Source organism: Limnochorda sp. (genome assembly GCF_047459355.1).
GTDB lineage: Bacteria > Bacillota > Limnochordia > Limnochordales > Limnochordaceae > Limnochorda.
Genome location: NZ_VSCV01000046.1, coordinates 1 through 8,306, shown reverse-complemented (window position 1 = coordinate 8,306; position 8,306 = coordinate 1). Strand labels below are relative to the sequence as shown.

7 protein-coding genes are annotated in these 8,306 nt (G+C 66.7%); all 7 read left to right on the top strand.

The window, feature by feature from the left end:
• Positions 1-337 precede the first annotated feature (337 nt).
• The 7 genes from FWJ67_RS10270 (at position 338) to FWJ67_RS10240 (ending at position 8,171) form a co-directional block, all read left to right on the top strand.
• Positions 338-1,339: a Bug family tripartite tricarboxylate transporter substrate binding protein gene (locus tag FWJ67_RS10270; RefSeq protein WP_304172553.1), complete on the top strand. Its 1,002-nt coding sequence runs from the start codon at positions 338-340 to the stop codon at positions 1,337-1,339.
• A 29-nt stretch (positions 1,340-1,368) separates the two neighbouring features.
• Complete coding sequence (locus FWJ67_RS10265) at positions 1,369-1,911, top strand: tripartite tricarboxylate transporter TctB family protein (protein WP_414482781.1); 543 nt, start codon at positions 1,369-1,371, stop codon at positions 1,909-1,911.
• 24 nt (positions 1,912-1,935) lie between these two features.
• Positions 1,936-3,459: a tripartite tricarboxylate transporter permease gene (locus tag FWJ67_RS10260; protein WP_414482439.1), complete on the top strand. Its 1,524-nt coding sequence runs from the start codon at positions 1,936-1,938 to the stop codon at positions 3,457-3,459.
• Between the two features lie 166 nt (positions 3,460-3,625).
• Positions 3,626-4,936: an ROK family transcriptional regulator gene (locus tag FWJ67_RS10255; RefSeq protein ID WP_414482440.1), complete on the top strand. Its 1,311-nt coding sequence runs from the start codon at positions 3,626-3,628 to the stop codon at positions 4,934-4,936.
• Positions 4,937-5,065: 129 nt separating this feature from the next.
• On the top strand, positions 5,066-6,352 hold the full coding sequence (locus FWJ67_RS10250) for an extracellular solute-binding protein (RefSeq protein ID WP_304174975.1): 1,287 nt from the start codon (positions 5,066-5,068) through the stop codon (positions 6,350-6,352).
• Between the two features lie 101 nt (positions 6,353-6,453).
• Entirely contained in the window at positions 6,454-7,359 is a 906-nt protein-coding gene (locus tag FWJ67_RS10245; RefSeq protein WP_414482441.1) for a carbohydrate ABC transporter permease, read from the top strand.
• Positions 7,359-8,171, top strand: coding sequence for a carbohydrate ABC transporter permease (locus FWJ67_RS10240; RefSeq protein ID WP_304174979.1), 813 nt, complete (start codon positions 7,359-7,361; stop codon positions 8,169-8,171). The genes FWJ67_RS10245 and FWJ67_RS10240 overlap by 1 nt, the downstream gene beginning before the upstream one ends.
• Positions 8,172-8,306: the final 135 nt, after the last annotated feature.

Genomic DNA, 8,306 nt, shown 5'->3' with positions numbered 1-8,306 from the left:
CGGCCATGGTCTCACACCCATCGTCTGGCGGAGATACTTTGAATACTTTCCTAAGCAAGTTGTTCGGTGAACCCTATTCGCCGCGTGGCAAGTGATTCCTTCATGAAACCGCATGAAAGGCAAAGTTGTGTTGGTCCTTCATTACATTGAGTCCCACAGCGTGGGGGTCGCAAGTGGTACAACAGAACAATCATCATCAAAAGGAATCATACGTATTTACAAGAACTGTATTGGCTGTCTCTACCGGGTTTGTCCCGGTCAGCTGCACCCAAGTCCACCAATGCTATGGGGCGGCGGTGAGGCTGCCGGGAAGTTCGAGTCTGGAGGTGGCCAACTCTTGGTTTTCAGGCTGCGCCAGAAGGCTCATGTCGTTGCGGCGGTCGCTGCGTTCGCGGTCGCGCTGGTTCTGGTGGTGGCATGGGATTCCGTCCACGCCCAGGAGGTCCAGCCCCCGTCGAGCTTGCGCATCATGGCCCCCGCCAGCCCGGGGGGCGGCTGGGATCAGACGGCCCGCCTGGCCCAGGTGGTGCTCCGGGACGGGATCGTGCCGGGGGTGGTGGACGTCTTCAACGTGCCGGGGGCCGGCGGGACCATCGGCCTGGCCCGGCTGGCCAGCACCGAGCGGGGGCAGGGCGATTTGGTGATGATCACCGGTCTGGTGATGGTGGGCGCCATCCTCACCAACCAGTCGGCGGTCACCCTGGAGCAGACCACCCCCATCGCCCGCCTGACCGCCGAGTACGAAGTGATTGCGGTGCCGGCCAACTCGCCTTTCCAGACCCTGGACGACCTCTTGGAGGCCTTCAAGGCCAACCCCCGCTCCATCTCTTGGGCGGGCGGTTCCGCCGGGGGTGTCGACCACATTCTGGTGGGTCTGCTCGCCAAAGAGGTTGGCGTCGCCCCCAGTGACATCAACTACATTCCCTTCTCGGGCGGGGGCGAGGCCCTAGCCGCCATGTTGGGCGGGCATGTCTCAGCCGGCGTGACGGGGTACGGCGAGTGGGCCGGCCAGATCGAGGCGGGAGCCCTCCGGGCGCTGGCCATCTCCTCCCGGGAGCGGGTAGAGGGGATCGACGTGCCCACGTTGGTGGAGCAGGGGGTGCCCATTGAGCTCGCCAACTGGCGGGGCGTGGTGGCGCCGCCCGGGATCTCCGAGGCGCAGAAGGCGGCTTTGGTCGCCGCGTTTGACCGGCTCCACGCCACGGAGCGCTGGCATCAGATCCTCGCCGAGAACAACTGGAACGACTTCTACCTCTCGGGTGACGCCTTCGCCGACTACCTGGCGGAGGAGAACCGGCGGGTGGAAGCCGTGCTGAAGGAGATCGGTCTGATCCAGTGAGCGCGTACCGTCGCACCCCATCGGAAGGCATGCCTCGTCGCGATGTGCCTGCGGCTGCGGTGTCCGGGGGACGGCAGGCCGTCCCCCGGGCCTGGGCTCCCGGGCGCGCCCGCCTGACCGGGGAACTGCTCCTGGCCTTGGGCGTTCTGGGCTTGGCCGTCTTCCTCTTGGTCGGCGCGTTCCAAATCCGCGTCTCCCCGGGCTACGCGCACATCGGGCCCCGCTTCTTTCCCTTTCTCGTGTCGGCGGCCACGGGCGCGTGTGGGATGGTCCTGCTCATCCAGGCCCTGCGGGGACGTCCTGCCCAGGAGCAGGCCGAGGTTCAGCGGCCCCCCATCAACTGGGGCGCGGTGCTCCTGATGGGGACGGCCCTTCTGGTCCAGCAGCTCCTCATCGAGCGGGCCGGCTTTGTGGTGGCCTCCACCCTCCTTTTCTGGGGGATGGCCCAAGCCTTCGGCAGCCGGCGGTACCTGCGGGACGTGGTGACCGGTTTCGTGCTCGCGCTGGTGGCGTACCTGGCTTTTACGTACCTGTTGGACCTCAACCTGCCGGCTGGCTGGTTGCCGTGGTGATCGGCACGAGGGGAGGAACCGTTGATGGAAACCCTGGGCCTCCTGCTTGAAGGCTTCTCGGTAGCCTTGACCCTCCAGAACCTGCTCTGGGCCCTGGTGGGGGTCACCCTGGGCACTGTTGTGGGCATCCTGCCGGGCATCGGCCCCGCCCTGACCGTCGCCCTGTTGCTCCCTGTCACCTTCCACCTGGATCCCACCGGCTCCATGATTATGTTCGCGGGCATCTACTACGGGGGCATGTATGGCGGCTCGACCACATCCATCCTGCTCAACACGCCGGGGGAGAGCGCCTCCATGATCACCGCCCTGGAAGGCTACCAGATGGCCCGCCAGGGCCGGGGCGGGGCGGCGCTGGCAACGGCGGCCATCGGCTCCTTCGTGGCGGGCACCCTGGCCACCATAGCCCTCACCTTTATCGCGCCCCTGATGATCCGGGTCGCGTTGGCCTTTGGGCCTGCCGAGTACTTCGCCCTGATGCTGGTGGCGTTCACGGCGGTCACCTCCCTCTTGGGCTCCTCCGCCGTCCGGGGGCTGACCAGCCTCTGCTTCGGGCTGGCTTTGGGCTTGGTGGGCATCGACCTCCAGACGGGCCAGGCCCGATACACCCTGGGGATGCTGGAGATGCTGGACGGCATCGACGTGGTGATCGTGGCGGTGGGCCTCTTTGCGGTGGGTGAGGCCTTCTACGCTGCCTCCCGCCTGGGCCGGGACGAGGTGGAGGTGATCCCCCTCCGGGGCTCCATTTGGATGACCCGGGAGGAGTGGCGGCGATCCTGGAAGCCCTGGCTGCGGGGCGCCCTCCTCGGGTTTCCCATGGGCACGCTCCCGGCCGGTGGCGCGGAGCTGCCCACCTTCCTCAGCTACGCGCTGGAGCGCCGGCTAAGCAAGCAGAAGGATCAGTTCGGAAAAGGCGCCATCGAGGGGGTGGCGGGGCCCGAGGCGGCCAACAACGCGGCCGCGGCGGGGGTGCTGGTCCCCCTCCTCACCCTGGGGTTGCCCACCTCGGCTACCGCCGCCATCATGCTGGCCGCCTTCCAGCAGTTCGGCCTCCAGCCGGGGCCACTCCTCTTCGCCAACGCGCCCGATCTGGTCTGGGGGTTGATTGCCAGCCTCTACATCGGCAACGCCATGCTGCTGGTCCTCAACCTGCCCCTGGTGGGGCTTTGGGTCCGCCTCCTCACCATCCCCCGGCCGCTCCTCTACGCGGGGATCATGGTCTTCGCGACCCTCGGGACCTACAGCCTGAACCACTCGGTGGTGGACCTCGCCACCCTGTACCTCATCGGGTTGGTGGGCTTCCTGATGCGCCGCTTCGACTTCCCCGTGGCGCCGGCGGTCATCGGGCTCATCCTGGGCCCCCTGGCCGAGCAGCAGCTCCGGCGGGCACTGGCCATCAGCCAGGGCGACTACACCATCTTCGTCACCCGGCCCATCTCCGCCGCCCTGTTGGCGGTGGCCGCGGTGGCGCTCCTCGGGCCCCTGGTGGCCCGCCTCATCATCCGCCGGCGGGCGGCCGGAGCGGGGGCAGCCGTTTCCGCCGGCCAGTAAGGCCCTGACTGGGCGGGATCGCCGGAATCGGTGCGCTTCCTGATTCCCGCCAAGAAGGAAAGGGGCAGTCAATAACGAAAGAATAACTTGCTTATTTTTGTAAAGAAAGTATGTCCAACGGCAGGGCGGGGCCTGTCGGCCGGCGCGCGAGCAGGAGGTCAGGTGGGTGGCGAAGGACCAGGACCGGCCCGTGTGGGGAACGGGGAAGCTGATCAAGAGCCTCAACCGATCCCGTATTCTGGAGCACCTGCAACGGGCCGGTCCCCTCTCGCGGGTGGAGCTGGCCGACCGGACGGGGATCAGCCTGCCGGCCGTCTCCCAGCTGGTCCGGGAGATGGAGGCGGAGGGCCTGGTGGTCTGCGTGGGCGAAGGCGAGTCGACGGGGGGCCGGCGCCCCGCACTCTACGCCTACAACGCCCGGCTGGCCTATGTGGTCGGTGTGGATCTGGGGGGCACCAAGGTGGCCGGCGGCGTGAGTGACCTGGAAGGGAACCTGGTCGCCACCGCCACCATCTCCACCCACGTTGAAGATGGCGAGGAGCCGGTGGAGGAGCGGGTCAAGGGGTTGATCCTCCACCTGCTGGACCAGGCAGGATTGGGCCTGGAGAAGGTGATGGGCATCGGCATCGGTGTCCCTGGGGTCCCCGATCCCGAGGGGCGTTCTGTCTCCTTGGCCCCAGGCTTGGCCCGCCCCGCCCGAGAGGGCAGCCCCGCGGGAGGAGCCACTCCCTCGGCGGGTCACGGGGGGCCCGTTCCCGGGTCCATCCCCCTGGGGGAGTACCTTCGGGCTGAGTTGGAGCGCCCCGTCCACATGGAGAACGACGTGAACACCATCCTCCGGGGCGAGCACTGGAAGGGGGCGCTCCGGGGTGTGACCGACGGCGCCTGCGTCACCATCGGCACCGGCATCGGCGTGGGGCTCTTGCTCAACGGCGAGGTCTACCGGGGCGCGCACGGGGCGGCGGGCGAGATCGGCTACTGGCTCATCGGAGCCCTCGGACCCATCGCCAGGGCGGAAGGGTACGGGCCCCTGGAGACCTTCGCCGCCGGCCCTGGGATCGCCCGCCGCTTCCTCGCCCGGATGCGGGCTCTGGGGCGGCCGTCCATGGTGTTGGACCTGGCCGGTGGCAGGGAAGAGGCCATCACGGCCAGGCTCGTCGCCGAAGCGGCCGCGCAGGGGGATCCCTTGGCCATGGAGGTCTGGCGGGAGACGGCGGAGATGGTGGGCATCGCCCTGGCCAACCTGTGCAGTCTGATCGATCCGGAAGTGCTGGTGATCGGCGGGGGTGTTGCCCGGGCGCCGGAGCCTCTCTTCCTGGAGCCGGTCCGCCAGATCATCGAGACGCTGGTGCCGTACCCGCCCAGGGTGGTCCCCTCGGAGCTGGGGGAGGAGGCGGGTATCCTGGGCGCTGTCGCCACCGTGCTTGATTCGCGCCGAGATTCCATCTCCTTCGTTCGTGCGGGGGTTGGTGGATGAGGAGGTGGTGCCGGGCGTAAAGGTTGTCCTGGGTAAGGGGCTCACTTCTTCTATCGCCTGATGAAAGTTGGCCTGCCTGTTTTCGGGACCATCGAGATCCAAGCTCTCACCTAAAGGAGGTTGTCGTGCGTGGTCGCCTGCAGGACTCGCTCCTTGGTGACGGTCTTCCTCGCCTTGGCGCTGGTTTGGGCTCTGGCTGGATGGGCGGGCGCCCAGTCGGGTGAGCCCATCACCATCCGGTACTGGCAGTACTACTACGAGACCAAGGTCAAGGCCATCGATCAGCTGATCGAGCAGTTCGAGGCGGAGAATCCCGGCATCCGGGTGATCCACGAGACCTTCCCCTACGAGGCGTACGGCGCCCGGGTCGCGGCGGCGGTGCCGGCCGGTCAGGGACCGGAGGTCGTCAACCTCTTCTACGGCTGGCTGCCCGCCTGGGTCCGGGCGGGGTATCTCGAGCCTTTGCCTATCGACGCTGCGGAGATCGAGCGGGAGTTCGTTCCCATGGTGCGGGCGGCCTTCATGAACGGGGAGTACTGGGGCCTGCCCACGGGGGTGCGCACCCTCGCCCTCTTCTACAACAAGGACCTCCTCAACCAAGCCGGCTTCCAGGAGCCGCCCCAGACCTGGGATGAGTTCATTGCCGCGGGCCAGGCGATGGCGGAGCGGCGGGGGCCCTTCTACACCCGCCTGGGCTTCGGGTTCGGGCCGGCGGGTCAGGACCACCATCTGATCCGGGAGGTGCTCATCCGCCAGTTCGGTGGGCAGCCCTACGACGATGAGAACCGCCGGGTGCTCTACAACAGCGAGGCGGGCGTCAAGGCCCTCGAGTTCTACACCGACTGGCAGCTGAAGCACGGCCTGGGCGACGTGGAGTTCTTCCCCGGCCGGGCCGACTACCGCGACGGGTTCATCGCCGGGCTGATCGGCATGATCATCGACGGCTCTTTCGCCATCGCCACCATCCGCAACGGGGTGGGCGACCAGTTCGCCTGGGGCGTGACGGAACTGCCCGTCTTCGATCCCAACGACCGGCACAACTTCGGCTCCTTCTGGATGAACGGGCTCACGGCGCGGGCCTTCGAGGATCCGGCCAAGCTGGAGGCCTCCCTCAAGTTCCTCCGCTTCATCACCTCTGAAGAGGCGATGAAGCTCTGGCTGGAGCAGGTGGGCGAGCTGCCGGCCCGGCTCTCCCTCGCCGACGACCCCGAGCTGGCGGAGGATCCGGTGTACGGGCCCTTCATCCGGTCGCTTCCCTACTCGCATGCCACCTTCTTCGTTGATGAGGAAGGGCAGCGGCGGGTGATGGTGGACGCCATCAACCGGGTGCTCCTGGAGGGTACCGATCCCGCGACGTCCATCCGGATCGCGGCGGAGGAGGAGCAGCGGATTCTGGACCAGTTCTGGAACCGCTGAGGCTGGTGAAGGGCCGGAAGCCCCAGGGCAAGGGCTTCCGGCCAGCGGACGCGACCTATTGTCTCTGGCGGGCTGATCACCGGGGAGAAGGGGGAGCGCTCATGGTCAGACTCACACTCTCGGCACGGAAAGCACTCTGGGCGTACATCTTCTTAGCGCTCCCCCTTCTTTTCTTCATCGGGATCCGCATCATCCCGACCTTGCAAGCCTTCCAGATGTCCCTGTACGACTGGCATGTCCAACCCGAGGCCCGAACCTTTGTGGGCTTGGGGAACTATGAGCGGATGCTGGCCGATCAGCGCCTCCACCAGGCCTTCCGGAACACCCTCTGGTACGGCCTGTTGGGGGTGCCCGCCCAGCTCATCCTGGGGTTGGCCTTCGCTCTTCTGCTCCACTCCATCCGCCGGTTCCGGGGTTTCTTCCGGGCCGTCTTCTTCGCCCCTTATGTGGCCCCGGCGGTCGCCGTCTCCTGGGTCTGGAGCCTGCTGCTGTCGCCCCATCTGGGCATTGTGAACCAGGTGCTCCACTGGCTGGGCCTCCCGCCCCAGCCTTTCCTCACCAGCCCGCAGCAAGCCCTGCCCACCGTGACCGCGGTGGTGGTTTGGCAGTTTGTCGGCTTTCATATCCTCCTGTTCCTGGCGGGACTGGAGTCCATCCCCCGCCTGTACTACGAGGCGGCCCAGATCGACGGGGCCAGCCGGTGGGTCACCTTCCGGTACATCACGTTGCCCTTGCTCAACCCGACCATCGTTGTCTCCCTGGTCATGGCCACCGCGGCGCCCAGCATCGGCATGCTCCAGCTCTTCACCCACGTGATGAACTTGAAGTTCAACGATCCGGGCGGGCCTTTGGGCAGCACCTTGACGGTGGTCCTCTACACCTACCAGCGGGCCTTCCAGGCGTACGACATGGGGTACGCGGCCGCTATCGTGGTCGTCCTCTTCGTGATCCTGCTCATCATCAGCCTCATCCAAATCCGGTTGACGTCCCGGGAGGTGGAGTACTGATGCGGGCCAGGGCGGTCACCGTCTTCAGCTACGCGGTCCTGATCCTGGGCGTGGTCCCCATGGTCTTCCCCTTCGTGTGGATGGTCCTGACGTCGCTCAAGCCCTTTCGGGAGATCTTCTCCCTCAGCCTGGTACCCAGCGAGCCCACCCTGGCCAACTACGTCCTCCTCTTCTCCCGCACCATGTTCCCCCGGTGGTTCTTCAACAGCTTGCTGGTGGGCGGGATCACCGTCGCGTCGGTCCTGGTCTTTGATTCCCTGGTGGGCTACACCCTGGCCAAGCTGCCCTTCCCGGGGAAGCGGATCGTCTTCGTCCTGATCCTCTCCACCCTCTTCGTGCCCACGGAGATGCTGGTGCTGCCGTGGTACCAGATGTCGGCCCAGTACGGGTGGCTGGACACCTACTGGGGGATCCTCTTCCCGGGGCTGATGACCGCCTTCGGCGTCTTCCTGATGCGCCAAGCCTTCAGTACCCTGCCCGACGAACTCCTGGACGCGGGGCGGATTGACGGGCTCTCAGAGTTCGGGCTCTTCTGGCGGGTGGCCCTGCCCCTGGTGAAGCCGTCCCTGTCGGCTTTGGCCATCCTGACCTTCATCGGAAACTGGAACGCCTACCTCTGGCCTCTCATCGTCACCGAATCCCAGGCCATGTACACCCTGCCGGTGGGGATCTCCCTCTTCTCCGGCGAGGTAGGCGCCCAGTGGAACCTGATCACCGCGGCCTCCACCGTGGCGGTGGTGCCTATGCTGATCGTCTTCATCATCTTCCAGAGGCAGATTCTTGAGGGCGTGGTGCGGGCGGGCCTCAAGTAGGCTCGTCCCAGCCGGGGCCGCCCTCGTTCAACACCAAATATCCGAATTCCCTGAAGGGGGGTGGGAATAGGACGCCACGCCAGCTGGTGAGGCGGTTGGGGGAGGACCCAAGCCAACACCAGGAGGGATGAAGGG